The following is a 26,561-nucleotide window of genomic DNA, read 5'->3' as shown; positions in this document are numbered from 1 at the left end:
CCCACGACACCCCGGCCCACCCGCAGCCCACCTCTTCGCACAGGAGTGGCGACACCCGATGACCAACGACGAAAAGCTGCTCTCCTACCTCAAGCGGGTCTCCGCCGATCTGCACCAGACCCGTCAGCGGCTGCGTGAGGTGGAGACCCAGGACCGGGAACCCATCGCCATCGTCGGAATGAGCTGCCGCTTCCCCGGAGGGGTCACCACCCCCGAGGAGTTCTGGCAGCTGGTCCACGAGGGCACCGACGCCGTCGGGGACTTCCCCGGGGACCGCGGCTGGGACGTCGACGCGCTGTACGACCCGGACCCGGACGCCACGGGGAAGACGTACTCCACGCGCGGCGGTTTCCTGCGCGACGCCGCGGGGTTCGAGCCGGACTTCTTCGGCATCAGCCCGCGGGAGGCCGTCACGATGGACCCCCAGCAGCGCCTGCTGCTGGAGGTGTCGTGGGAGGCGCTGGAACGCGCCCGCATCGCTCCCGACTCGGTGCACGGCGCCCGGGTCGGCGTGTTCGCCGGGACCAACGGCCAGGACTACCGGGACCTGCTGGCGCGGATGCCGCAGGACTCCGAGGCGGCGCTCGGCACCGGCGCCCTTGCCGCCGTGATCTCCGGCCGGATCTCCTACACCCTGGGGCTCGAGGGCCCGGCCGTCACCATCGACACCGCCTGCTCGTCGGCGCTCGTGGCGGTCCACCTGGCCGTACAGGCGCTGCGGGCGAAGGAGTGCACCCTCGCCCTGGCGGGCGGCGCCACGGTCATGTCCACCCCCAACTCCTTCGTCGCCTTCAGCCGCCAGCGGGGTCTCGCCCCGGACGGCCGCTGCAAGTCCTTCGCGGACTCGGCCGACGGCACCGGCTGGGGCGAGGGCGCCGGCATGCTGCTCCTGGAGCGGCTGAGCGACGCCCGCCGCAACGGCCACAAGGTGCTCGCCGTCGTGCGGGGCTCCGCCGTCAACCAGGACGGTGCCTCCAACGGCCTGACCGCCCCCAACGGCCCCTCCCAGCAGCGCGTCGTGCGTGCCGCGCTGGCCGGCGCGCAGCTCACCCCGGCCGACGTCGACCTGGTCGAGGCGCACGGCACCGGCACCACGCTCGGCGACCCCATCGAGGCGCAGGCCCTGCTCGCCACCTACGGGCAGGACCGGCCCGAGGACGCACCGCTGTGGCTGGGCTCGGTGAAGTCCAACATCGGCCACACCCAGGCCGCCGCCGGAGTCGCCGGAATCATCAAGGTCGTCATGGCGATGCGGCACGGCGTGCTGCCGCGGAGCCTGCACGCCGAGGAGCCGTCCGGCAAGGTCGACTGGAGCCAGGGCAACGTCCGCCTGCTCACCGCCAACCGCCCCTGGACCGACCCGGGGCGTCCGCGGCGGGCCGCGGTCTCCTCCTTCGGTGCCAGTGGCACCAACGCCCACACCATCCTGGAGGAGGCCCCCGCCGAAGAATCCTCCGACGAGCCCGCCGCGGAACCCGCGCCGCGCACCGCGCCGCCACTGGTGCCGTGGGTGCTCTCCGGCCGCAGCGAGCGGGCCCTGCGCGAGCAGGCGGCCCTCCTGGCCGCCGCCGTCACCGAGGCCCACCCCGTGGACGTGGCGTACTCGCTGGCCGTCACCCGCACCGCCCACCCGTACCGGGCCGTGGTCCTCGGCGCCGACCGGGACGCGCTGCTCGACGCCGTGACCCGTCTCGCGGAAGGCGGCCGTGCAACCGCGCTCGGCCGCGTCCGCAAGGGCCAGACCGCCTTCCTGTTCACCGGACAGGGCTCCCAGCGGCCCGGCATGGGCCGCGAACTGCACGCCCGGTTCCCCGTCTTCGCCCGCGCGTTCGACGAGATCTGTGAGCTGTCCGGCGACGGCGAACTGCGCGAGCTGGTCCTCGGCGACGACCCCGAGCCGCTGAACCGCACGGCCCGCACCCAGATCGCCCTGTTCGCCTTCGAGGTCGCCCTGTACCGGCTGGTGGAGTCGTGGGGCCTCACCCCCGACCACCTCGCGGGCCACTCCGTCGGCGAGATCGCCGCCGCCCACGTCGCGGGCGTACTGGACCTGGCTGACGCCGTCACGCTGGTGGTCGCCCGCGGCCACCTCATGCAGGAACTCCCCGAGGGCGGCGCCATGATCGCCCTGCGCGCCACCGAGGAGGCCGTACGCCCCCTGCTCACCGGCCGGGTCGGCCTGGCCGCCGTCAACGGGCCGGACTCCGTCGTGATCTCCGGCGACGCCGACGAGGCCGAGGCGGTCGCCGCGCACTTCGAGAAGAGCCGCCGGCTGAAGGTGTCGCACGCCTTCCACTCGCCGCTGATGGAACCCATGCTGGACGGGTTCCGGTCCGTGGTGTCGTCCCTGACCTTCCACCGGGCGACCGTCCCGGTGGTGTCCAACGTGACCGGCCGGCTCGCCACCCAGGACATCGGCACCCCCGACTACTGGGTACGGCACGTGCGCGAGGCCGTCCGGTTCCACGACGGGATACGCACCCTCGCCGCAGAGGGCGTCACCCGCTTCCTGGAGATCGGCCCCGACGCCGTACTGACCGCCATGGCCCGCGAGTGCCTGGCCACCGACGACGACGCGGGCGACACCGTCCTGGCCGCCGCCACCCGCCGCGGCCGGGACGAGACCGAGACCCTGCTCACGGCCCTCGCCCAGCTGCACGCCGGTGGCGCCGGCCCGCGCTGGGAGGAGCTGTTCGCCGGGGCCCGCACCGTCGACCTGCCCACCACGGCCTTCCAGCGCGAACGGTTCTGGCCCGAGACGGCGGCCCCGGCCGGCGACGTCGGCTCCGTGGGACTGGACTCCGCCGACCACCCGCTGCTCGGCGCCGCCACCGTGCTCGCCGGCTCCGACGGCGCCGTCCTGACCGGCCGGCTGTCGGTGCGGACCCATCCCTGGCTCGCCGACCACGTCGTCGGCGGTTCCGTGGTGGTCCCCGGCACCGCGATGGTGGAACTCGCGGTCCGCGCCGGCGACCAGGTCGGCTGCGGCCGGCTGGAGGAACTGGCCCTGGAGATACCGCTGGTGCTGCCCCCCGCCGACGGCGTCCGGGTCCAGGTCGCCGTCGGTACGCCCGACCCGGCCGGGGCCCGCACGGTCCAGATCTACGCGCGCGCCGAGAACCCGCCCGCCGACGAGCCCTGGACCCTGCACGCCTCAGGTCTGCTCGCCGACGGCACCGCGCCCCCCGGCGCCCGGCTGGACGTATGGCCGCCGCAGGACGCCGAGGAACTGGACCTCACCGGCCTCTACGAGCGGCACGCGGCCGCGGGACTGGACTACGGGCCCGCCTTCCGCGCCCTGACCGCCGCCTGGCGCGACGGCGACACCGTCTACGCAGAGGTGCGCCTTCCGGAGCGGCCGGCGGCGGACGCCCCCCGCTTCGGCCTCCACCCCGCGGCCTTCGACGCCGCCCTGCACTCCCTTGCCCTGCTCGGCGACGGCTCCGGTGACGACACCGCCCGGCTGCCCTTCATGTTCGCCGGCGTCACCCTGCACGCCGTGGGCGCCTCGGTCCTGCGGGCCCGCATGACACCCGCCGGCGACCACACCTTCGCCGTCGACCTGGCCGACGCCACCGGCGCTCCCGTCGCCACCGTCGACTCCCTGGCCTCCCGACCGCTGACGCGGCTGCGCGGCGAGCAGGACACCGTCGGCGAGGCCCTGTTCGTCCTCGACTGGCAGCCGCTGCCGCTCGACCCCGACGCACCCGACGCCGACCACCGCCTGCTGGAGATCCCGGCCGGATCGGACGCCGGGACGGTACGCGCAGCGCTGCACACCGCGCTCGCCGCCCTCCAGGACGACGACGCCCGGCCGCTGGCCCTCGTCACCCGGGGCGCCGTCTCCACCGCGGGTGAGGACGTGCCCGACCTGGCCGGTGCGGCGGTGTGGGGCCTCGCGCGCTCCGCGCAGTCGGAGAACCCCGGCCGGTGCGTCCTGCTCGACCTCGAACCCGGCGCCGACCCCGCCGCCCTGCTGCCCGGGGTCCTCGCCACCGGCGAACCGCAGGTCGCCGTCCGCTCCGGCACCGCCCGAGCGGCCCGGCTGGTGCGCGCCGAGCCCCTCGAAGGCGCGGCGGCCCCGGTCCTCGACCCCGAGGGCACCGTGCTGCTGACCGGCGCCACCGGTGGACTCGGACCCGTGCTCGCCCGGCATCTGGTCACCGCCCACGGCGTGCGCCACCTCGCCCTGGTCAGCCGCGGCGGACGGGCCGACGGCCTGGTCGCCGAACTCGCCGCACTCGGCGCGAGCGCCTCCGTGCACGCCTGCGACGTCGCCGACCGCGAAGCGCTCTCCGCCCTGCTCGACGGCCTCGGCCAGGACCGTCCGCTCACCGCGGTCGTCCACGCCGCGGGTGTCCTCGACGACGGCGTGGTGGCCTCCCTGACGCCCGAGCGCCTCGACGCCGTCCTCGCCCCCAAGGCACTCGGCGCCCTCCACCTGCACGAACTGACCCGCGATCACGACCTGGCGGCGTTCGTGCTGTTCTCCTCCGTCGCCGGAACCGTCGGCGCGCCGGGACAGGGCAACTACGCCGCCGCCAACGCCTTCCTCGACGCGCTCGCCGTCCACCGCGGCGCGAACGGTTCACCCGCCCTCGCCCTGGCCTGGGGGCCCTGGGCCCCGGTTGGCGGCATGACCGGCGCACTGGACGAGGCCGATCTGGCCCGCATGTCCCGCGGCGGCATGGTCCCGCTGTCCGCCGAGGAGGGCATCGCCCTGTTCGACCGGGCCCTGGGCACCGGCCGCCCCGCGGTCGCCCCCGTACGCCTCGACCTGTCCGCGCTGCGCGCCCAGGGCGGCGAACTCGCCCCCGTCCTACGGACCCTGGCAGGGCGTCCGGTCCGCCGGGAGGCCGCCACCGGGGACACCGGGTCCGGTTTCGCCGAACGCATGGCCTCCCTCGGAGAGGCGGAGCGGGCCGAGGCCCTGCTGCACAGCGTCCGCTCCCACGTGGCCGCCGTCCTCGGACACGCCGGACCGGACACCGTGGAGACCGACCGGGCCTTCAAGGACCTCGGCTTCGACTCGCTCGCCGCGATCGAACTGCGCAACTCCCTGTCCGCCGAGACGGGGCAGCGCCTGCCCGCCACCCTCGTCTTCGACCACCCCTCGCCCGAGGCGCTCGCCACGCACCTCGGCACCCTGGTCGCCGGGGCCGCCGGCTCCGTACGCCGCACCCGGCGCACCGGACGGGCCCGCGCCGACGAGCCGCTGGCCATCGTCGGCATGGCCTGCCGCTACCCGGGCGACGTCCGCACACCGCAGGACCTGTGGCAACTGGTCGCCGACGGCACCGACGCCATCGCCCCGTTCCCCGCCAACCGGGGCTGGGACGTCGACCGTGTCGTCGACCCCACCCGGCAGCGCCCCGACACCTCGTACGTCGGCGAGGGCGGATTCCTCCACGACGCGGGCGAGTTCGACGCCGCGTTCTTCGGCATCAGCCCCAAGGAGGCTCTCGTCACCGACCCCCAGCAGCGGCTGCTGCTGGAGGCCTCCTGGGAGGCGCTGGAGCACGCCGGCATCGACCCGCACTCCCTCAAGGGCAGCCCGACCGGTGTGTTCGCGGGCGTGCAGTACCACGACTACTTCGGCAGTTTCGGCTCCGGCAGCATCATCTCCGGCAGGGTCGCCTACACCCTCGGCCTGGAGGGGCCCTCGCTGTCCGTCGACACCGCCTGCTCCTCGTCGCTGGTGGCGCTGCACCTGGCCGGGCAGTCGCTGCGGCAGGGCGAGTCCACCCTCGCCCTGGTCGGCGGCGTCGCCGTCATGGCGACCCCGGAGACCTTCATCGAGTTCAGCCGGCAGGGCGCCCTCGCTCCCGACGCCCGTACCCGGGCGTTCGCCGACGCGGCCGCCGGCACCGTGTGGGGCGAGGGCGTCGGCGTCCTCGTGGTGGAACGCCTCTCGGACGCCCGCCGCAACGGCCACCCGGTCCTCGCCGTCGTCCGCGGGACCGCCGTCAACCAGGACGGCGCCTCCAACGGCCTGACCGCGCCCAACGGCCCCTCCCAGGAACGCGTCATCCTCCAGGCCCTGGAGAACGCCCGCCTCACCACCGCCGACGTCGACGTGGTCGAGGCGCACGGCACCGGCACGACCCTCGGCGACCCGATCGAGGCACAGGCACTCCTGGCCACCTACGGCCAGGACCGGTCCGAGGACCGGCCGCTGTGGCTGGGGTCGGTCAAGTCCAACATCGGGCACACCCAGGCCGCGGCCGGCGTCGCCGGTGTGATCAAGATGGTCATGGCGATGCGGAACGGCAGCCTGCCCAGGACCCTGCACGTCGACGAGCCGTCGGGCAAGGTCGACTGGGAGGCGGGGCAGGTGCGCCTGCTGACCGAGGAGCGGGCCTGGCCCGAGGCCGGCCCCGCCGGGCCGGTGTGTCCTCCTTCGGGATCAGCGGCACCAACGCCCACGTCATCCTCGAACAGTCCCCGGCGGACCCGGAGCCGCCCGCGGCACCCGGTCCCGACGCGCCGGGACAGACCGTCCCTTGGCTGCTCACGGCGAAGTCGCCCGCCGCGCTCGCCGGACAGGCCGCCGCGCTGCTCGGCCACCTCGACGCGCACCCCGGACTCGACCCCCGCGACGTCGGGTGGTCCCTGGCGACCGGCCGGGCCCACTTCGCACACCGTGCCGCCGTCACCGGCACCGACCCCGCCGCACTGCGCGGGGCGCTCGCCGCGCTGGCCGACGGCGCCACCGCCCGCAACCTCGCCGTGGGCACCGCCACCGGACGGGCCCGCCCCGTCTTCGTCTTCCCCGGCCAGGGCTCCCAGTGGTCCGGCATGGCCACCGAACTACTCGACGGATCACCGGCCTTCGCCGCCCGCATGGCCGAGTGCGCCGCCGCCCTGGAGCCCTGGACGGACTGGGACTTCGCCACCGAACTGCGTGGCGGCCTCGACCGGGTCGACGTCGTCCAGCCCCTGCTGTGGGCGGTGATGGTGTCCCTGGCGCACACCTGGAGCGGCTACGGCGTCACCCCCGCCGCCGTCATCGGCCACTCCCAGGGCGAGATCGCCGCGGCCTGCGCCGTCGGCGCGCTCTCCCTGGCGGACGGCGCGCGCGTGGTCGCCCTGCGCTCCCAGGCCATCGCCGAGCTGCTGTCCGGCTCCGGCGGCATGATGTCCGTGGGAGAGGGCGCCGAAGCGGTCCGCGACCGGCTCACGGCCTGGGACGGCCGGCTCTCGGTCGCCGCGGTCAACGGCACCGCCTCCACCGTCGTCTCCGGGGACTCCGACGCCCTCGACGAACTCCTCGTACAGCTGCGCGCCGAGAAGGTCCGCGCCAAACGGCTGCCCGTGGACTACGCCTCCCACAGCGCCCACGTGGAGTCCCTGCGCGAACGCCTCGCCGAGGACCTCGCGGGCATCGAACCCCGCAGCACCGACGTGCCCTTCCACTCCACCGTCACCGGCGCCCCGATCGACACCGCCGAGCTCGGCGCCGAGTACTGGTACACCAACCTCCGCAGCACCGTGCTGTTCGAGCAGGCCGTACGCGGCGCCGTCGCCGCGGGCCACACCCTGTTCGTGGAGTCCAGCCCCCACCCGGTGCTGACCGTCGGGATCCAGGAGACGGACGACGCGGTCGCCGCCGTCGGCTCGCTGCGCCGCGACGAGGGCGGCCGGGACCGGATGCTCGTCGGCCTGGGCGAGGCGTTCACCCACGGCGCGGCCGTCGACTGGGCCGCGGTCGCGGGGGGCCGTCGCGCCCGCCTCGTCCCCCTGCCCGCGTACGCCTTCCAGCGTGAGTGGTACTGGCTCGACAGCACCGCGACCGGAGCCGACGTCACCTCCGCCGGTCTCGCGCCCACCGACCACTCCCTGCTCGGCGCCGCCATCGCACGGGCCGGCAGCGACGAGGCCGTCCTCACCGGCCGGATCTCGGCGGGCACGCACCCCTGGCTGAACGACCACCGTGTCGGGGACCGGCTGCTGTTCCCCGGCACCGGGCACCTCGAACTCGCCCTGCGCGCCGGCGACCAGGTCGGCTGCGGCGACCTGGCCGAACTCACCCTGCACGCCCCGCTGGTCCTGCCCGACCACGGCGCCGTACAGCTCCAGGCCGTCGTCGGACCGCCCGACGGCGGGACCCGCCCGCTGACCCTCTGGTCCCGTCCCGAGAGCACCGACGAGGAACTCCCCTGGACGCGGCACGCCGACGGTCTGCTCGCTCCGACCGGCACCCTCCCGGCCGTCGTGGAACCACTCACCTCCTGGCCGCCGCGTGACGCCGAACCGGTGCCCCTCGACGGCCTGTACGACGAACTCGCCGCCCTCGGGCTCGGTTACGGCCCGCTGTTCCAGGGGCTGCGCGCCGCCTGGCGCACCGAGGACGCCGTGTACGCCGAGGTCGCCACCGAGGCACCCGTCGACGGCTTCGGACTGCACCCGGCCCTCTCCGACGCGGTCCTGCACACCGTCGGCCTCACCGACGCCGCCGGCGACCAGGCCCTGCTGCCGTTCGTCTGGTCCGGCGTACGGCTGCACGCCACCGGAGCCACCGCGCTGCGCGTGAAGGTCCGCGCCACCGGCGAGGGCACCGTCGCCCTGACCCTGGCCGACCCGGCCGGCGCCCCGGTCGCCACGGTCGACTCCCTCACCCTGCGCCCGCTGCGCACCGACGTGATGGACGCGGCCGCCAGGTCCGCCCGGTCCGGCGCGCTGCACCGCGTCGACTGGGTCCCCGCACCCGCCCCGGCAGGTGCCGGGGGCACACCGTGGGACGGGGAGGCGCTGCACGCCCCGGCGGGCGTGGGCGCCGCCGCGACGCGCGCCGCCGTCGCCACCGTCCTCGACGGGCTGCGGGACCGGCTCGCCGACGAACAGGACGGCGACAGCACCCTCGTCGTCGTCACCGGAACCGACCCGGCCGGCGCCGCGGTCGGCGGACTGGTCCGCTCGGCCCAGTCCGAGAACCCCGGCCGCATCGTCCTGGTCGAGAGCGGGACGGACCCCGGCCCGGACCGTCTCGCCGAGGCCGTCGCCGGCGGCGAACCGCACCTGGCGCTGCTCGACGGCACCTGGCGCGTGCCGCGCCTGGCCCGTGTCCCGGGTACGGACGCCGAAGCCGCCCCGGACGCCGAAGCCGCCGCCCCGGACGCCGGAACCACCACCGGAGCCGGACCCGGCCTCGGCTCCGGCACCGTCCTGCTGACCGGCGCGACCGGCGCCCTCGGCGGGATCATCGCCCGCCACCTGGCCGGCGACCGCGGCGTGCGCCACCTCCTGCTGCTCAGCCGCAGCGGCGCCGACGCCGGCCTGGTCACCGAGCTGACCGGGCTGGGCGCCGAGGTCACCAGCGTCGCCTGCGACGCCGCCGACCGCGACGCCCTCGCCGCGGTGCTGGCCGATCTGCCGGCCGACCGGCCGCTGACCGCCGTGATCCACGCGGCCGGCGTGCTCGCCGACGGCGTGCTCGCCTCCCTCACCCCCGAGCGTGTCGACACGGTCTTCCGCCCCAAGGTCGACGCCGCCTGGAACCTGCACGAACTCACCGCGGACCTCAAGCTGTCGGCGTTCGTGCTCTTCTCCTCCTCCGCCGCCACCCTCGGCTCCCCTGGCCAGGGCAACTACGCGGCCGCCAACGCCTACCTCGACGCCCTCGCCACCCACCGGCGCTCCCTCGGCCTGCCCGCGCACTCCCTGGCCTGGGGCCTGTGGGCCCAGGCGAGCGGCATGACCGGCACGCTCGACGAGACCGACCGGGCACGCATCGCCCGCGGCGGGGTCGCCCCGCTGCCGACCGAGGAAGGGCTCGCCCTGTTCGACGCCGCTCTGCGCGGCACCGACCCCGTCGTCATCCCGGTCCGGCTGGACACCGCGGCGCTGCGCGGCCAGGCGGACGCCCTGGCCCCGCTCTTCCGCGGTCTGGTGCCCGTACGCCGCGCCACCGCCGGCCACGCGGCCACCGGCGGCGCCGACTCGCTGCGCGACCGGCTCGCCGGGCTGCTGGAGCCGGAGCGCGAGCCGTTCCTCACCGAACTCGTGCAGAGCCGGGTCGCCACCATCCTCGGTTACCGCTCCGCCCAGGAGGTCAGCCGTACGCTGCCCTTCCGGGAACTCGGCTTCGACTCGCTGGCCGCGGTCGAACTGCGCAACGGACTCGCCGCCACGACCGGACTGCGGCTGCCCGCCACCCTGGTCTTCGACCACCCCACCCCGGCCGAACTCGCCCGCTACCTGCTGGGTGAGCTGACCGGTGCCCTCGACCGGGCCGCACCCGTCACCGCCGTGCGCGCCGCCGCCGACGAACCCATCGCCATCGTCGGCATGGGCTGCCGTTTCCCCGGCGACGTCTCCTCCCCGGAGGAGCTGTGGCGCCTGGTGGCCGAAGGCCGCGACGCCGTGGGGGAGTTCCCCGCCGACCGCGGCTGGGACGTCGAGACCCTCCACGACCCCACCCTGGACAGGCCGGGCACCAGCTACACCCGGCACGGCGCCTTCCTGTACGACGCGGCGGACTTCGACCCGGCCTTCTTCGGCATGGACGAGGAGGAGGCTCTCGTCACCGACCCCCAGCAGCGACTGCTGCTGGAGACCTCCTGGGAGGCCCTGGAGCGGGCCTCGATCGACCCGGCCACCCTGCGCGGTTCCGACACCGGAGTCTTCGCGGGCGTCATGTACCACGACTACTTCGGCAGCTTCGGCTCCGGCAGCGTCGTCTCCGGCCGGGTCGCCTACACCCTGGGCCTCGAAGGCCCGACCCTGTCCGTCGACACCGCGTGCTCCTCCTCGCTGGTGGCCCTGCACCTGGCCGCCCAGGCGCTGCGCCAGGGCGACTGCTCCCTCGCCCTGGCCGGGGGAGTCACCGTCATGGCCACCCCCGGCACGTTCGTGGAGTTCAGCCGGCACCGCGGCCTCTCCGGCGACGGCCGCTGCCGCCCCTTCGCCGACGCCGCCGACGGAACCGGCTTCGGCGAGGGAGCCGGTGTGCTGCTGCTGGAGCGGCTCAGTGACGCCCGCCGCAACGGCAGGACGATCCTCGCCGTGCTCCGCGGCACCGCCGTCAACCAGGACGGCGCCTCCAACGGCATCACCGCCCCCAACGGCCCCGCGCAGCAGCGCGTCATCCGCCGCGCCCTGGAGGCGGCGGGCGTGGACGCGGCCGACGTCGACGTGGTCGAGGCCCACGGCACCGGCACCACCCTCGGTGACCCCATCGAGGCCCAGGCGCTGATCGCCACCTACGGCGCGGAGCACACCGAGGAACACCCGCTGTGGCTCGGCTCGGTCAAGTCCAACCTGGGCCACACCCAGGCCGCCGCCGGTGTCGCCGGTGTCATCAAGATGGTCCAGGCGATCCACCACGAGACCCTGCCGGCCAGTCTCGGCATCGACGCCCCGTCCCGGCACGTGGAATGGGAGGGCGGCAACGTCCGCCCGCTGACCGAGTCCCTGCCGTGGCCCGACCCGGGCCGTCCGCGCCGCGCCGGCATCTCCTCCTTCGGTATCTCCGGCACCAACGCCCATGTGATCGTGGAGGCTCCGCCCGCCGCCGACCAGCCCTCGGACACCACGCCTCCCGCGGTGGACGCCGTGCCGTGGCTGTTGTCCGGCAGTACGCCCCAGGCGCTGCGGGCCCAGGCCGGCCGTCTGCTGGACCACCTGTCCGGCCGTCCGGACACCGACCCGCGGCGGACCGCCGGCGCGCTCGCCCACGCCCGTACCGCGCTCGGCCACCGTGCCGCCGTCGTCGGACGCACCACCGAGGAACTGACCGCCGGGCTGCGGGCGCTGGCCGAGGGACGCACACCCCCCGTCGGCGCGGCCGGCCCGGCGGCCGACGGCAAGCTCGCCCTGCTCTTCTCCGGCCAGGGCTCCCAACTGCCCGGCATGGGGGCCCGGCTCGGCGCGGCGTTCCCCGCCTTCGCCACCGCCCACGACGAGGTCCGCACCCATCTGGACCCGCTGCTGGACCGGCCGCTCGGCGACGTCCTCGACTCCGCCGGACTGCTGGAGCGCACCGAGTTCACCCAGCCCGCGCTCTTCGCCTTCGAGGTGGCCCTGTTCCGGCTGCTGGAGTCGTTCGGCGTCAGGCCGGACCTCCTCGCAGGGCACTCCGTCGGCGAGATCGCCGCCGCTCACGTGGCGGGCGTCCTCGGCCTCCAGGACGCGTGCCGGCTCGTCGCCGCCCGGGGCCGGCTGATGCAGGCGCTCCCCGACGGCGGCGTCATGATCGCCGTACGCGCGGCCGAGGACGAGGTCACACCGCTGCTCGGGGACGGGGTCGGCCTCGCCGCCGTCAACGGACCCACGTCCGTGGTGGTCTCCGGCCCGGCAGGCCCGGCCCGCGCGCTCGCCGCCCGCTTCGACCGGAGCAAGGAACTGGCCGTCAGCCACGCGTTCCACTCGGCCCTGATGGAACCGATGCTCGACGAGTTCCGCGAGGTCGCCGAGTCGCTGTCGTACGGATCGCTGCGCCTCCCGCTGGTGTCCACCGTCACCGGCGCCCCGGCGGCCGCCGACGAACTGTCCACCCCCGACTACTGGGTACGGCACGCCCGTGAGGCCGTCCGCTTCGCCGACGCCGTGTCCGCCCTGCATGACGCGGGCGCCCGGCACTTCGCCGAGGTCGGGCCCGGCAGCGCGCTGACCGCGGCCGCGGGTGACTGCCTGCCCGAGGGCACGGCCGCCGTCGTCGCCCTCCAGCGCAAGGACCGTGAGGAGACGGAGGCCCTGGTCACCGGGCTCGCGGCGCTGCACGTGCACGGGGTCACCGTCGACTGGGCGGACCTGCTTCCCCACCGTGACGGCTCGGACCTGCCCACCTACGCGTTCCAGCGGGACCGGTACTGGATGACCGGGGACCTTGGGCAGCCCGGGCCCGCCGTCGGCCACCCGCTGCTGGGCGCCGCCGTCGAACGCGCCGACGCCGACGCGGCCCTGCACACCGGCCGGCTCTCGCTCTCCGCGCAGCCGTGGCTGGCCGACCACCGCGTCGGCGGCGTACCGCTGCTGCCGGGCACGGCGTTCGTCGAGATGGCCCTCGCCGCGGGGGCCCGGCTGGACTGCCCCGTGGTGGAGGAACTGACCGTCTCCGAACCGCTGGTGCTGCCCGAGCAGGGCAGCATCCGCCTCCAGGCCACCGCCGGCGAACCCGACGCCGACGGCGCCCGGGACTTCACCGTGTACGCGGCGGCCGACGACGACCCCTGGACCACCCACGCCACCGGCGTCCTGCGCCCGGCGGACCCGGCACCCGCCCACGACCTGACGTCCTGGCCGCCGGCCGGTGCCGTAGCCGTCGACCTGGAGGACGTCTACGACCGGCTCGCCGCACTCGGAGCCGAGTACGGGCCGCGCTTCCAGGGACTGCGCGCCGCCTGGCGCCTCGGTGACGAGGTGTACGCCGAGGTCGCCGTCGAGACCGACGGTGCCGCCTTCGGACTGCACCCGGCGCTGCTCGACTCCGCGCTGCACGCCGTCGGGCTGCGCGCCGGGGCCCCGGAGCGGATGGCGTTGCCGTTCGCCTGGAGCGGCGTCGAACTGCACGCCGCGGGCGCGACCGCCCTGCGCGTGCGGATCGCACCGCTGGACTCCGGCGCCGTACGTATCGACGCCGCCGACTCCGGCGGCCGGCCTGTCGCCCGGGTCGCGTCGCTGGCGCTGCGGGAGGTCGACCCCGCGCGGATCGCGGCGGCGGCCGACGGCGGGCACGAGGACCTGTTCGCCCTCGACTGGGTGCCCGTCGCGGTTCCCACCGCCCCGCAGGCCGGCCGGTGGGCCGTACTCGGCTCCGGCCACGAGGAACTGGCCGCCGCGCTCGGCGGGGAGGTCGCCGAGGTCACGGCCGTCACCGGACTGCCCGAGGCGGCCGACCTGGCCCCCGACACCCTGGTCGTCCCGCACCCCGGCGGACGCGACCCCGAAGAGATCCGGGCCGGCGTCCGGCGGATCCTCGCCGTGGTCCAGGACTGGCTGGCCGACGAACGGTTCGCCGGCACCGGTCTGGTCGTCACCACCCGGGGGGCCACCGGGCCCGATCCCGCGGCGGTCACCGACCCCGGTGCCGCCGCCGCGTGGGGCCTGCTCCGATCGGCCCAGTCGGAACACCCCGACCGCATCGTCCTGGCCGACCTCGACGACACCGACGCCTCCCGCCGGCTGCTGCCCTCCGCCGTCGCCTCCGGCGAACCCCAACTGGTGCTCCGGGAAGGCGAGGTGAGCGCACCGCGCCTCGTCCGCGCCCCACGCCGGGACGAGCACGTACCGGCCGACTGGACGGGCACCGTGCTGATCACCGGAGGCACCGGCGCCCTCGGCCGGGAGGTGGCCCGCCACCTGGTCACCGAGCACGGCGCCACCAGGCTCGTCCTGCTCAGCCGCGGCGGCGCCGAGGCACACGGCGCCGGGGAACTGCGCGAGGAACTGGTCGCCCTCGGTGCCGAGGTCACCCTGGTCGCCTGCGACGCCTCCGACCGAGCCGCCCTCGCCCGCGTCCTGGACGACCATCCCGTCACCGCGGTGGTGCACACCGCGGGTGTCCTCGCCGACGCAGTCCTCACCTCCCTCACGCCCGAGCGGCTGGACACGGTGCTGCGGCCCAAGCTGGACGCCGCCTGGCATCTCCACGAACTCACCAAGGACCGTGCGCCGACCGCGTTCGTGCTGTTCTCGTCCGCGGCAGGCCTGTTCGGCAGCCCGGGCCAGGCCGCCTACGCCGCGGGCAACGCCTTCCTCGACGCCCTCGCCGCACACCGGGGATCCCTGGGACTGCGGGCCGTCTCGCTCGCCTGGGGCGCCTGGGCGGGCAGCGGCGGCATGGCCGACCGCCTGGACGACGCCGACGCCCGCCGCATGGCCTCCGGGGGTGTGCTCGCCCTCGACACGGCGGCGGGCCTGGACCTGTTCGACACCGCGGTGGGACGCGGGGAGCCGGTCCTGCTGCCCGCCCGCCTGGACCTCAGCACCCCGAGGGACGCCGGCCGGGTCGCCCCGCTGCTGCGCGGCCTGGTGCGCGCGCCCCGCCGTAGCGGTGCCACCGCGTCCGTGGCCTCGGCCGCGCTCCGCCGCGACCTGGCCGCCCGCACGCCCGAAGGGCGGACCGCGCGGCTGCTCGAACTGGTACGGGACGAGGCCCGACAGGTCCTCGGCACCGAGGAGTTCGAGGCCGAACTGCCTTTCAAGGACCTCGGCTTCGACTCACTGACCGCCGTCGAGTTCCGCAACCGGCTCAACGAGGCGACCGGGCTGCGCCTGTCCGCCACGCTCGTCTTCGACCACCCGAGCCCGGCAGCCCTCACCGACCACCTCGCCACCGAACTGGCACCGTCCGTGGCGGACGGTCCGCGCGAGGAGGACACCGTCCGCGCAGCCCTGGCCGCCCTCCCGGTGGCCAGGCTCCGGGAAGCCGGACTGCTGGACAGCCTGCTCGAACTCGCCGGGCTGCGGCCCGCGCGGGAGCAGACCCCGAACGACGAGTCCAGCCGCCCCGCGATCGACGCCATGGATGCCGAGAGTCTGATCACCCTGGCGCTCGACGACCTCGTCGGCGACGACGACGCCCTGTGAGAAGGAAGAGAACCATGGCCGAGTCCGAGAAGCCCGACACCAGGATGGTCGAGGCGCTGCGCGCCTCGCTCAAGGAGATCGAGCGGCTGCGGGAGCGCAACCGGGCGCAGACCGCCGCCGCCCGGGAACCGATCGCGATCGTGGGCATGGCGTGCCGCTACCCGGGCGGAGTCCGTTCGCCCGAGGACCTGTGGCAGCTCGTCGCCGAAGGCCGCGACGGCGTGGGCGCGTTCCCCGACGACCGCGGCTGGGACCCCGGTCTGCACGACCCGGAACCGGGCGTCCCGGGCCGCTCCACCACCGGCGAGGGCGGATTCCTCTACGACGCGGGAGACTTCGACGCCGCCTTCTTCGGTATATCCCCGCACGAGGCCCTGGTGATGGACCCGCAGCAGCGGCTCCTGCTGGAGGGGTCCTGGGAGGCACTGGAGCACGCCGGTATCGATCCGTCGTCGCTGCGCGGCAGCCCCACCGGGGTGTTCGCGGGCGTCATGTACCACGACTACTTCGGCAGCTTCGGCTCCGGCAGCGTCGTCTCCGGCCGGGTCGCCTACACCCTGGGCCTCGAAGGCCCCGCCCTCACGGTCGACACCGCGTGCTCCTCCTCCCTGGTCACGCTCCACCTGGCCGCGCAGGCGCTGCGCCAGGGCGAGTGCACCCTCGCCCTGGCCGGCGGCGTGACGGTCATGGCCTCACCGGGCACCTACGTCGAGTTCAGCCGGCAGGGTGCCCTCTCGCCGGACGGCCGGTGCCGGTCCTTCTCCGACGACGCGGACGGCACCGGATTCTCCGAAGGCCTCGGTGTGTTGGTGTTGGAGCGGTTGTCGGATGCGCGGCGGTTGGGGCATCGGGTGTTGGCGGTGGTGCGGGGGAGTGCGGTTAATCAGGATGGTGCGTCGAACGGGTTGACGGCGCCGAATGGTCCGTCGCAGCAGCGGGTGTTGCGTCAGGCGTTGGTGTCGGCGGGTGTGTCGGCGTCGGATGTGGATGTGGTGGAGGCGCACGGTACGGGGACGGAGTTGGGTGATCCGATCGAGGCGCAGGCGTTGTTGGCGGCGTACGGTCAGGGGCGGTCGGAGGATCGTCCGTTGTGGTTGGGGTCGGTGAAGTCGAACATCGGTCATACGCAGGCGGCTGCGGGTGTGGCGGGTGTGATGAAGATGGTGTTGGCGTTGGGGGAGGGGGTGTTGCCTCGGACGTTGCATGTGGGGGAGCCGTCGCGGAAGGTGGACTGGGGTGCGGGGCGGGTGCGGTTGTTGGATGTGGAGCGGGAGTGGGTGCGGGGTGAGCGGGTTCGTCGTGCGGGTGTGTCGTCGTTCGGGATCAGCGGTACGAACGCGCATGTGATCCTGGAGGAGGCACCCGACGACGACACCACCACCCACCCGGAGCCCGAACCGCACGCACCGGCCGTCATGCTGGCCCTGTCCGCCCGTTCCGCGCAGGCCCTCCCCGCGCAGGCGGAGCGGCTGCGCGACTTCCTCGACGCCCGCCCCGGACTGCCGCTGCCCGCTGTCGCGAGGGCCCTGGGCACCCGCCGCGCGGCCTTCGGCCACCGGGCCGTCGTCGTCGGTGGCGACCGCGGGCAGATCAGGGCCGGGCTGGACGCCCTCGCCACCGGACACCCGTCGGCCACCGCCGTCACCGGCCGGGCCCGCACCGGTGGCCGCACCGCGTTCCTGTTCACCGGCCAGGGCGCCCAGCGTCCCGGAATGGGGCTCGAACTGCGCGCCCACCACCCGGTGTTCGCCGAGACCTTCGACGCGATCGACGCCCACCTCGGCCTGGACCTGGCGGGTGTGCTGAGCGGCGAGGACACCGAGGCCGTCCACCGCACGCAGTACGCCCAGACCGCCCTGTTCGCCTACGAGGTGGCCCTCTTCAGGCTGCTGGAGTCCTGGGGTGTGCGGCCCGACGTGCTGTCGGGGCACTCCGTCGGTGAGATCGCCGCCGCACACGTGGCCGGAGTGCTGGACCTGGCCGACGCGTGCACCCTGGTCGCCGCACGCGGCCGGCTCATGCAGGCCCTGCCCGAGGGCGGTGCGATGGTCGCCGTGCGGGCCGGCGAGGACGAGGTCCGCCATCTGCTGGACGAACGCGTGGGCCTGGCGGCGGTCAACGGGCCGTCGGCAGTCGTCCTGTCCGGGGAGCGCGAAGCGGTCCTCGCCGCAGCCGCCGCGTTCCCGAAGACCAAGCGGCTCAGCGTCTCGCACGCCTTCCACTCCCCGTTGATGGACGCCATGCTCGACGAGTTCCACGCGGTCGTCGAGCAGCTCACCTTCCACGAACCCCGTGTCGACGTGGTCTCGGCCCTCACCGGACTCCCCGCCACCGGGGAGCAGTTGCGGGACCCGCGCTACTGGGTACGGCACGTGCGCGGTACCGTCCGCTTCTCCGACGCCGTCGCCGCCCTCGCGGGGTCGGGCGTCACCCGCTATGTGGAGGTCGGTCCCGACGCCGTGCTGACCGGGCTCGTCCGGGAGTGCGTCGGTGAGGACGCCGCCGCCCTCGTGGCCCTCGGACGGCGTCACGGCGCCGAACCGGCGGCCCTGCTGTCCGGGCTCGCCCGGCTGCACGCGGACGGCCTGCCCCTGGACTGGGCGGCGATCTTCCCCGGGACGGCCCGCGCGGATCTGCCCACGTACGCCTTCCGGCACGAACGGTACTGGCTGGACGCCGACGTCCCCCTCACCATGGACCGGACCGCGACGCGGCCGGCCGCCGGACCCGCCGGCTCCGTCGCCCACGCCGCGCTCCCGGAGGCACAGGGTCTGCGGGAGCGGCTGGCGGCCGCCCCGGAGGCCGAACAGGAGGCCCTGCTCGCCGACCTGGTACGGGCGCAGACCGCCGCGATCCTCGGGCACGCCGGACCGGAGGCCGTCGAACCCGACGACGCGTTCCTGGAGATCGGCATGGACTCCGTCTCCGCCGCCGAACTGCGCGGAGCCCTCGCCAACGCCCTCGGCGTCGCCGTCGCGGCCGGGGTCGTCTTCGACCACCGCACGCCCGCCGCGCTCGCCGAGCACCTGCGCGGGCAGCTCGCCGGGGGCGGCGCCGAACCGGCGGACGACGACATCGAGTCGGTCGGCGGACTGGTGCGGCGCGCGTCGGCCGACGGCAACTGGGAACGGGCCATGACGCTGCTGCACAGCGCGGCGGACATCCTGCCGGGCTTCTCGTCGGCGGCCGAGTTCGGCGAAGTACGCGACCCCGTGCGCCTGGCTACGGGGGACGAGGGGCCCCGTCTGCTCTGCCTGCCCTCCCCGATGGCACTGGGCGGCGCACACCAGTACGCCCGCTTCGCCCGGCACTTCCACGGCCGGCGCGACGTGCTCGTCCCGGACGTGCCCGGCTTCGTCCCCGGGGAGCCCCTGCCTCGCTCCGTCGAAGCGGTCGTGGAGGTCGTGGTCGACGGCATCCGGGGTGCCTGCGCCGACGGACGGCCCTACGTGCTCCTCGGCTACTCCTCCGGCGGGCAGTTCGCCCACGCGGCGGCCGAGGCGATGGAGAAGGCGGGCCGGCCTCCGGCGTGGTCCTGCTGGACACCTACCTGCTGGCCGACGAGGGCACCGAACAGCTCCGGCGCGAGATGTTCAACGGCATGCTGGACCGCGAATCGTCCGTGGGAGGCTTCGGCACCGCGCGCCTCGCCGCGATGAGCCGCTACAGCGACCTGATCCCGCACTGCCTGCCGGGCCCGCTGACCGCTCCGGTGCTGTTCGTCCGGCCCGAGGAGCCCTTCGCACCCGGACTCGACGGCTGGCAGGCGGTCTGGAAGGGCGCGCACGAACTCGCCGAGGTACCCGGCACGCACTTCACGGTCATGGAGGACCGGGCCGAATCCACAGCCGGAGCGGTGGAGAAGTGGCTGTCCGACATCGTGGCGGCCTGACGCCACGAGCACCGGAAGGACGCCGGCGGCCGTGCGTCCCGCACCGGCCACCCGACCCGCCGAGGGACGCGGCGGCCGCAAGGCCGCCGCTCCACGGGTTCGTCACCGACTCGCCTCACGGAAATGCGACATCCATGCCTGGATATCACATCGAATACTGTCCGGATGTACACCCAGCCGCACAGCGACATCTTCCGCGGCGAGTTCCGTCTGCCAGTCACAGCGCTGCAGCGCGAGCCACATCGTCGTACCACGAGGACCGCACCTGTGGCGTTTCCCGGTGAGCGGCACGAACAGTTCCAGGTACCCGTCGGGCCGCACGCTGGCGATGAGCCCGTGGTCACGCCCCATGCCGCACCGGCCTCGCGAGTGCGGTGCCGTCATGCCTCTCGGCCGTGGGGAGGCCGGCTGTCCTGGACACAGAGAATCCCATCTCTTGACGGTTTTTCGGATACTGCGACGTTACCCGTTGATTCACATTGTGGCACTGGCGGTGGCCGCACTTTTACGGTGGGGTAAACGATTCGGACAGGGGGGCGGAGGATGCACTGTCCTACGGGTATTTCTGCCCCCTTGACAAGAAGTCGGTATTTCTTTCGGAGAAATGGTGTTCCGGCCCCGGCCCGGACGAGAGGTGCCGGACGCCGGTCCGAAGGGGTGGCACCTCCTGCGGAAACCGTCGCGGGCGCCACCAGGCTCACCGAAATCGCGAGGCGCGTGGTCCGTCTTCACGGCGTCTCGACGCGAACTCGCAAAAAGCTCCAAGGTATGGAACTGCTGCACGACTCCACATACATGCCTACGGAGGTAGAGAAACCTCTACCTCGAATCGGCGGTATAAGGCCAATGTGCGACGGCCTCGCCGCTCCTAATCTGATCCACAGACACCGCGTGGGAAGCGCGTCATTTCATTGGGGAGCACGATGCACACATCACACGACCTCCGTCGGACGGAGGCGGTACGACTGGCCACCGTGTCGAAGATCTATGGACGAGCGGACAGCCAGGTGGCCGCGCTCCGTGAACTCTCCATGAGCTTCGCCGACGCCACCTTCACAGCGGTGATGGGACCGTCCGGTTCCGGCAAGAGCACCTTCCTGCACTGCGCCGCGGGCCTGGTCAGGCCCACGTCCGGAAGCGTGACCGTCGGTGGCACCGACCTCGCCGGCCTGGACGACACCCAGCTGACCATGCTCCGCCGCGACCGGATCGGCTTCATCTTCCAGTCGTTCAACCTGCTGCCCGCCCTGACCGTGATGCAGAACATCACCCTGCCGCTGCAACTCGCCGGCAAGCGTCCCGACAAGAACCTGATCCGCACCGTCGTCCAGCGCGTGGGCCTCGCCGACCGCCTCGGCCACCTGCCGTCCGAGCTGTCCGGAGGCCAGCAGCAGCGCGTCGCCATCGCGCGCGCCCTGGTCACCCAGCCCGCCGTGGTCTTCGCGGACGAGCCCACCGGAGCGCTGGACACCCGTACCGCGTCGGCCGTGCTCTCCCTGCTGCGCGAGTCCGTCGACAACGCCCGCCAGACCCTCGTCATGGTCACCCACGACCCGGTGGCGGCCTCGTACGCCGACCGGGTCGTCTTCCTCGCCGACGGTGCCTTCGCCGGCGAACTGCACCGGCCGACGGCCGACGCGGTCGCGGCGCGGATGACACGGCTCGGCGCCTGGGAGGACGAGAACCGCCAGCAGGCCGCACCGATGACGTCCGGAGGGCTGTACTGATGTGGCGGCTCGCCCTGCGCACCCTGAAGTTCCGGCGGACCAGTTTCGTCGCGACCTTCCTCGCCATGTTCCTCGGTGCCGCGATCGTCATCGGCTGCGGCGGCCTGATGGAGACCGGCGTCCGGATGGCCGCCGACCCGCTGCGCCTGAACGGCGCCCCGGTCGTGGTCACCGGCGAACAGTCCTACGACGGCGCCGCCCTGACCGAGCGGCACCGCATCGACCCGTCGCTCGTCGGTGAGGTGGCCCGTGCGGACGGCGTCCGTGACGCCGTCGGCGACGTGTCCTTCCCCGCCACCGTCCTCAAGGACGGCAAGGCGCTGACCGGCGAGGACACCTCGTACGGTCACGGCTGGGCCGGTGCCCGGCTCACCCCCTATACCCTCGCCGCCGGCGCCTCCCCCGTCGCCGGCGGCGAGGTCGTACTCGACTCCGGGCTCGCCGAGCGTGCCGGTGCGGGACCGGGCTCCGTCGTCGAGATCGCCGTCAACGGCGACACCCGGCGGTTCACGGTCAGCGGTGTCGCCGGCCAGCGGGGCGACAGCAACCCGGACGCCGCGCTGTTCTTCAGCGACGAGCAGGCCCGCACCCTGGCCGGCGGCCGGATCGACTCGATCGGCGTGCTGCCGGAGAACGGCGCGGACACGGCGGCGGTCGCCGGCACGGTGCGGTCCGTCGTCGGCGACCGGGCCGAGGTGCTCACCGGTGAGAAGCGCGGCCTGGCGGAACTGCCCGGCACCCTCTCCAGCCAGCGCACCGTCGTGATCCTGGCGGCCATCTTCGGCTCGTCCGTGGTGCTGATCGTGATGTTCGGAGTCGCCTCCACCCTCGGGCTGTCGCTCCAGCAGCGCACCCGGGAGATGGCCCTGCTGCGGGCCGTGGGCTCCACCCCGCAGCAACTGCGCCGGATGATCCTCATCGAGACCGCGGTGCTCTCGGTGGCCTCGGTACTGCTCGCCCTGTACCCGGGGTACCTGCTCGGCCGGCTGCTCTTCGGCGTGCTCACCTCCAGCGGCGTCGTCTCGTCGGCGATCGTCTACCACGCCGGCTGGGTGCCTATGGCCGTCGGCGCCGTCGTCACCGTGCTCGCCGCGGCCGGGGCCACCCGCTTCGCGGGCCGGCGCGCCGCCCGCACCGAACCGGTCGCCGCACTGGCCGAATCCGCCGTGGGCACCCGCTGGTTCAGCGTGCCGCGGCTGCTGATCGCGCTGTTCTTCCTCGCCAACGGCATCGGCCTCGCCGTCGCCACCGCCACCGTGATGGAGGACGGCCCCACCCTCGCCAGCACAGCGGGACCCGCCTCCGTGCTGTTCTGCATCGGCCTGGCGCTCCTCGCCCCCGGCATCACCAAGGCGATGGTCGCCCTGCTGCACCTGCCGGTGCGCGCCTTCTCCGGCATCCCCGGGATGCTCGCCCTGCGCAACGCCACCACCGCCAACGTCCGTATGGCGGGCGCCGTCGCGCCCATCGTCCTGCTCATCGGCATCGCCACCGGCACCCTCTACATGCAGGCCACCGAGGACCACGTCTCCCAGAGCTCCTACGACCAGAACGTCCTCGCCGACTACGTACTCGACTCCACCACGGGCGGATTCGCACCCGCCGTCGTCGACCGGGTCCGGGCGACCCCCGGAGTGGCCGGCGCCTCGGAGTTCGTCACCAGCCGCGGATTCGTCGACGCCCCCGACGGCCGTGCCGACACCGAGCTGCGGGGCGTGTCCGCCGAAGGCGTGCAGCAGAGCCTCGACCTGCGGCCCGTCGCCGGATCCTTGTCCGGCCTGCGCGGCGACACGGTCGCACTCTCCGACAAGAAGGCCGAGGAGTACGGAGTGGGGGTCGGGGACCGGCTTCCGCTGCGCCTCGGCGACGGCACCGCCGTACGCCCCACCGTGGTCGCCCTCTACGCCGACAACCCCAAGCAGCAGTACGTGACCCTGCCCGCGGCCACCCTGGCCCCGCACACCAGCGACGGGCTTCCGCACCAGATCCTGGTCCGCTCCGAACAGGACGGCCCCGCCGGACTCCGTGAGTCACTGGCCGGACTCGCCGCGAGCGTGCCCGGCACCGAACTGGACGACGGGGACTCGCTGGCCGGCCGGAACAACCAGATCCAGCAGATCCTGGTCGCCGCGAACTATACGATCGTCGCCATGATCGTCGGATACGCCGCCATCACCGTCGTCAACACCCTCGTGGCGGTGACCCGCAAGCGCCGTGCCGAGTTCGGCCTCCAGCAGCTGACGGGGGCGACGCGCCGTCAGGTGCTCGGCATGCTGACCGTCGAGGGCGTCCTCATCGGAATCATCGCCACCGTCCTCGGCACGATCGCCGCGGCCACCACCATCGTCCCGTACAGCATGGTCAAGTCCGACTCCTACCTGCCCTCCGGATCCATCGGGATCTACCTCGCCATCGTCGGAGGGTCCCTGGTGCTGGTCTTCGGCGCCACGCTCCTGCCCTCGTGGCGCGGCATGCGCACGCCCGCCGTCGACACGGTGAAGGCCGCGTGAGCCGTATCCGGACCGGACCGTCCCCGGCACCCCCGTCCGGGGACGGTCCTTCACCCGTCCGTCCCCGCGAATGGGAGGATGGGCGCATGCGACTGAGCCGGGCCGTCCAGGACACACTGGTCGGCGCACTGATCGCCGTCGGAGCCCTGGCCTCGGTCGTACTCCTCGTCACGACCACGTACTTCACCATCCTGTGCCTCATCGGGATCGGCTTCCTCGCTCTGCCCCACCTGACCACCGCGGTGCGCTGGGTCTGCGACCTGAACCGGCGTGCCGCCGCCCGCTCCGGAGTCCCGGTGGAACGGCCCTACCGGCCCGAACCGGAGGAGATCGAACGGGACATCGTGGGCTGGGTGCGCCGCTGCAAGTGGATCCTGGCCGACCCGGCGAGCTGGCGGGACCTGCTGTGGCTGCTCCTGAACAGCGTCGTGGGCCTGCTGCTCGGCAGCGCCCCGGCCGCGATGCTGTACTACGCGGGGGAGGGGCTGGTGCTGGCCGGCGGCCTGTGGCAGCCCGTCGCCGCCGACGGGGTGGGCCGCTGGTACGCGTTCATCACCGTGGACAGCTGGCCCGCCGCCCTCGCCGCGGCCCTGGCGGCCCTCGCCGTGTCCGCCGGCTGGCTCCACCTCAGCCCCTGGTTCCTCAAGGGCCACGCCTACTTCGTCCTGTTCCTGCTGGGCCCGACCCAGGGAGCCCGCCTGGAATCCCGGGTCCGGCACCTCTCGGAGACACGTTCCGGCGCTCTGGACATCCAGGCCGCCGAGGTGCGCCGCATCGAACGCGATCTGCACGACGGCGCCCAGGCCAGGCTGGTCAGCCTCGGCCTCACCCTCGGCGCCGTCGACCGGCAGCTGGACCGCGACACGGACGAGGCACGCCGGCTGCTGAACGACGCGCGCAGCTCCTCCGTGCAGGCTCTGCGTGAGCTGCGCGGCCTGGTCCGGGGCATCCACCCCCCGGTGCTCGCCGAGCGCGGACTCGCCGACGCGGTCAGGGCCTTGGGCCTGGCCAGTCCACTGCCCGTCACGGTCGTCGCGGCCCTCCCCGGGAAGCTGCCCGACCCGGTGGAGTCCGCCATCTACTTCTCGGTGTCGGAACTGCTCACCAACGCCCTCAAGCACGCAGACGCCGGACAGGTCGAGGTGGTTCTCGGCTACACGGACGGCGCCCTGCACGGGCAGGTCACCGACGACGGCCGAGGGGGCGCCCAGATGTCGGCCGGGAGCGGCTTGGAGGGCATCCGGCGGAGGCTGGCATCCTTTGACGGCGTCCTGGAGATCGAAAGTCCCCCGGGCGGACCGACCGTCATGAAAATGGAGTTGCCGTGCGCGTTGTCCTCGCCGAAGACCTCTTCCTCCTGAGGCAGGGAATCATCCAACTGCTGGAGGCCTACGACTGCGAGGTGGTAGCCGCCGTCGACAACGGTGCGGACCTCGGACGTGCCATCGCCGAACACCGTCCCGACGTGGCCGTGGTGGACGTCCGCTTACCCCCGACGTTCACCACCGAGGGCCTTCAGGCCGCCCTGCTCGCCCGCCGTGAGCGACCCGGTCTCCCGATCCTCGTCCTGTCCCAGCACGTGGAGCAGATGTACGCCCGTGAACTGCTGGCCGACGGCACCGGGGGCATCGGCTATCTGCTCAAGGACAGCGTCCTCGACGACAGGCAGTTCATCGACGCCGTCCGCCGCGTCGCGGCCGGCGGCATGGCCATGGACCCCACCGTCGTGGCCCAGCTGATGACGTCCCACTCCCGCGACGAGCCGCTGGCCGCGCTCACCGCGCGGGAGCGCACCGTGCTGGAACTCATGGCGGAAGGGTGCTCCAACACCGCCATCGCCCAACGGCTGACCGTCACCGAGGGGGCGGCGGCCAAGCACATCTCGAACATCTTCTCCAAGCTGATGCTCCCCCCGTCGAGTGACAACAACCGCCGCGTCCTGGCGGTGCTCGCCTACCTCAACGCGTGAGCTCCGCCTGCCGCCCCCGGACCTGGGGGCGGTAGGGGTGTGGTCCGCGCGCCCGGGCGGTGAGACTCGTCGGGCACGCCCGGTGCGGTCCGTCCGCGCCGCCGCCACGAAGGGAACCCGCACCCCATGACCACGCCGGCCGAACACAACCGCCTGTGGATACGCCGCTACCACCCCCGCCCGGACGCGGCGGTCAGGGTGGTGTGCCTGCCGCACGCGGGCGGCTCGGCGAGTTTCTACCAGCCGGTGTCGGCGGGCCTGCCCGCCGGCATCGACGTGCTCGCCGTGCAGTACCCGGGGCGCCAGGACCGGCGGGCCGAGCCCTGCGTCCCCACCATCGCCGAACTCGCCGACCAGGTGACCTCCGTGCTCCTGGAGTGGACGGACCGCCCGCTCGTCCTGTTCGGGCACAGCATGGGCGCGACCCTCGGCTTCGAGGTGGCGCGCCGGCTGGAGCGCGACCACGGCGTCGTGCCGCACGCGCTGTTCGCCTCCGCGCGCCGGGCGCCGTCCGCACCCCGCACGGAGGTCGTCCACCTGCGGGACGACGACGGCATCCTGGAGGAGATGAGGCTGCTGAGCGGTACGGACTCGGCCATCCTCGACGACCCGGAACTGGTCCGCATGGCCCTGCCGGCGATCCGCGCCGACTACCGCGCCGCCGAGACCTACGTCTACGAGCCGGGCCCCGCGCTGCACTGCCCCGTGTGGAGCCTCGTGGGGGACGACGACCCCAAGGTGAGCGTCGAGGAGGCGCAGGCCTGGTCGAGGCACACGGAACGGGCCTTCGAGTTCCGCGTCTTCAAGGGCGGCCACTTCTACCTGGCCGCGCACCAGCAGGAGATCCTCCGTCTGATCGCCGACCGGGCGGCCGTACCGGCGGGCACGGCCTGACCGACTTCCCGTACACATGGCCGAGGCGGTCCTGACGGTAC

Annotated in this window: 7 protein-coding genes and 1 pseudogene; all 8 read left to right on the top strand. The window is 74.0% G+C overall.

Translation table 11 applies throughout. The features are described 5' to 3' along the window. Positions 1-58: 58 nt before the first annotated feature. Positions 59-15,528: pseudogene (locus P8A20_RS38915) on the top strand (SDR family NAD(P)-dependent oxidoreductase). After that, positions 15,525-19,187 carry a type I polyketide synthase gene (locus tag P8A20_RS05450; RefSeq protein WP_371934388.1) on the top strand — a complete coding sequence of 1,221 codons (3,663 nt, stop codon included), beginning with the start codon at positions 15,525-15,527 and terminating at the stop codon, positions 19,185-19,187. The pseudogene P8A20_RS38915 and the gene P8A20_RS05450 overlap by 4 nt, the downstream one beginning before the upstream one ends. Next, complete coding sequence (locus tag P8A20_RS38620) at positions 19,130-19,420, top strand: alpha/beta hydrolase family protein (protein WP_371934387.1); 291 nt, start codon at positions 19,130-19,132, stop codon at positions 19,418-19,420. Before P8A20_RS05450 ends, P8A20_RS38620 begins: the two co-directional genes overlap by 58 nt. Positions 19,421-20,343: 923 nt before the next feature. Continuing rightward, complete coding sequence (locus P8A20_RS05445) at positions 20,344-21,147, top strand: ABC transporter ATP-binding protein (RefSeq protein ID WP_306102986.1); 804 nt, start codon at positions 20,344-20,346, stop codon at positions 21,145-21,147. Further along, entirely contained in the window at positions 21,147-23,657 is a 2,511-nt protein-coding gene (locus P8A20_RS05440) for an FtsX-like permease family protein (protein ID WP_147960158.1), read from the top strand. Before P8A20_RS05445 ends, P8A20_RS05440 begins: the two co-directional genes overlap by 1 nt. A gap of 86 nt (positions 23,658-23,743) precedes the next feature. Then, complete coding sequence (locus P8A20_RS05435) at positions 23,744-25,018, top strand: sensor histidine kinase (protein WP_147960159.1); 1,275 nt, start codon at positions 23,744-23,746, stop codon at positions 25,016-25,018. Continuing rightward, positions 24,982-25,626 (top strand): response regulator transcription factor, encoded by a 645-nt coding sequence (locus P8A20_RS05430; protein ID WP_014153104.1) that lies wholly within the window; start codon positions 24,982-24,984, stop codon positions 25,624-25,626. The genes P8A20_RS05435 and P8A20_RS05430 overlap by 37 nt, the downstream gene beginning before the upstream one ends. Before the next feature lie 126 nt (positions 25,627-25,752). Further along, positions 25,753-26,520, top strand: a complete 768-nt coding sequence (locus tag P8A20_RS05425) for a thioesterase II family protein (protein WP_147960160.1) — start codon at positions 25,753-25,755, stop codon at positions 26,518-26,520. The last annotated feature ends 41 nt before the right edge of the window (positions 26,521-26,561 follow it).

The sequence above is a fragment of the Streptomyces sp. Alt3 genome, assembly GCF_030719215.1.
GTDB lineage: Bacteria > Actinomycetota > Actinomycetes > Streptomycetales > Streptomycetaceae > Streptomyces > Streptomyces glycanivorans.
Note: the sequence above shows the minus strand (reverse complement) of the source record. Positions and strands in the feature narration are given on the sequence as shown.